This is a genomic window from Parazoarcus communis SWub3 = DSM 12120 (assembly GCF_003226565.1).
GTDB lineage: Bacteria > Pseudomonadota > Gammaproteobacteria > Burkholderiales > Rhodocyclaceae > Parazoarcus > Parazoarcus communis.
In genome coordinates this window covers 1-1,740 of sequence record NZ_QKOE01000059.1, presented here as the reverse complement: position 1 = coordinate 1,740, position 1,740 = coordinate 1, and the positions used below count along the sequence as shown (strand labels likewise).

4 protein-coding genes are annotated in these 1,740 nt (G+C 60.8%); 3 read left to right on the top strand and 1 reads right to left on the bottom strand.

Features of this window, described 5'->3' with window-relative positions; genetic code table 11:
• Positions 1–649 (top strand): RHS repeat-associated core domain-containing protein (locus DNK49_RS22945; RefSeq protein WP_133255162.1); only part of this gene is annotated, 649 nt, incomplete at its 5' end.
• Positions 646–1,092: a hypothetical protein gene (locus DNK49_RS22940; protein WP_110530386.1), complete on the top strand. Its 447-nt coding sequence runs from the start codon at positions 646–648 to the stop codon at positions 1,090–1,092. The genes DNK49_RS22945 and DNK49_RS22940, both read left to right, overlap by 4 nt.
• 58 nt (positions 1,093–1,150) lie before the next feature.
• On the opposite strand, the gene DNK49_RS25085 is transcribed toward DNK49_RS22940, so the two are convergent.
• Positions 1,151–1,282, bottom strand: coding sequence for a hypothetical protein (locus DNK49_RS25085; RefSeq protein ID WP_279386438.1), 132 nt, complete (start codon positions 1,280–1,282; stop codon positions 1,151–1,153).
• A gap of 1 nt (position 1,283) precedes the next feature.
• Here DNK49_RS25085 and DNK49_RS22935 point away from each other — a divergent pair.
• The coding region (locus DNK49_RS22935) for an RHS repeat domain-containing protein (RefSeq protein ID WP_165843426.1) at positions 1,284–1,740 on the top strand (457 nt) is incomplete at its 3' end.

The following is a 1,740-nucleotide window of genomic DNA, read 5'->3' as shown; positions in this document are numbered from 1 at the left end:
GGCACGGTTCTACTCGCCGGCACTCGGGCGCTTCCTGCAGACGGACCCGATCGGTACGGCCGATGATCTGAACCTGTATGCGTATGTGGGGAACAACCCGGTCAACTTCAGTGATCCGACGGGGTTGGCCGCGGCCGAGGCCCAGATGCTGATCGGCAAGTTGGGGGCCACGAGCGAGGGCCAGTTCGCCCTGGGTTTCGTCCCCGGTTATGATCTGTACTCGGCCTATCAGAATCCGAACGCATCGATGCTCGACTACGGCATCGGGGTGCTGGGCATCCTTCCTGGCATGGGCAAGGGCGCAGGGCTGGCGCTCAAGGCCGGGGATAATCTGGTTGGGGCTGCTGCAAGGGGCGCAGGCACCGCGTTTAAGGACTTCAATCAGGCGAGAAATGGGGCGGTTCAGTGGCTTGAAGGGCGTGGATTCAAGGCTGAACAAGCGACTCTCGGGAAGTTCGGTGACAACGCTGGCAAGCCGATTGGCATGAAGTCCGCAGACGGTAAGTCTGGCTTCCGTGTTGAATTTGATGAGCGGCATGGCGCTCACATTAACGTCTGGTCCGGGAAGCAGAAGGACACCTTCACTTTTGAAGGTAACCAGTCCATGGTCGATCAGATCGTGAAGCAGTTCGTCAAGGAAAAACCGTGAGCACGTATGAGGATGATCTCCGATTGGCATTGAAAGCTGAATTCGATGCCGGTCAGATTCGCGAGGTCGGCGGCGCTGCCAACGTCTTCTGCCAACTCTCGAAGGCATACCCTGCGAGCGGTTCGAAGATTGATTGGAAGCGCGTCCCTGGCGCTATTGAGTGCGCGGAGGAAGACGAGTCCCTGCAACTTGAGCGGTTTGTGGAGTTCTTCGACGAGATGCGTTCGAGGTTTGAGTTGACTGGCGCTGTGCTTTATGCAGGTGACAGTGCGACAGACTTCGCACTCGAAGGCACTGTCGACGCGTTCAGGCGAGCGCTTCCTGAACTCATTGAGATTCCCCAACACCATTACTTCATCGGGCCGAACTGCTCATGGTGCATGTGCCTGACGATGGAAGGTGACATGGGGTTCGGGTGCGTCACGACGCCCTCCTGCCACTGATTGATGCTTCTTCACAGAGAAGACGCCCGCCTTGCGCGGGCGTTGCTACTTCTACGCGCTACAGCGCCGCCTCAATGAGTTCGATGTCCTTCTTGAGCAGCTCATTGACGAGCTGGCCGACCTCGACAACGCGAGCTTTGGCGTGCGCTGAGAGATAGGCCTGAACTTCGGCATCGAGGTAAACCGGCAAATTGACTGCTTACACTGCCACCGGCAAGCTTCTGAAGGCCTTGGGCCCGGCGGTAACGGCCGCGGCCACCACTTGCCCGACGGCCGCCGCCCCGGTGGCGGTCACCGACTACGAGCAGTACGGCTACAACGCCGTCGGCAGTCTCATCAGCCACAGGAAGCGCAGTGGCGAGACGGTCACCTTCGCCTACGACAACCTGCACCGCCTGACCAGCCGCAGCTACCCCACGGCCGCGGACAACGTCGCCTTCGCCTACGACCTGCTGGGCCGTCGTACCCAAGCCAGGTACGCCGACAACAGCCACACCGTGGCCTACGTGTGGGATGCGGCCGGGCGCCTGACCAGCACCACCGCCGGCGGCAAGACGCTCGCCTACCAGTACGACGCAGCGGGCAACCGCACCCGTCTGACCTGGCCCGAGACCAGCTTCTACGTCACCACCACCTACGACGCGCTCA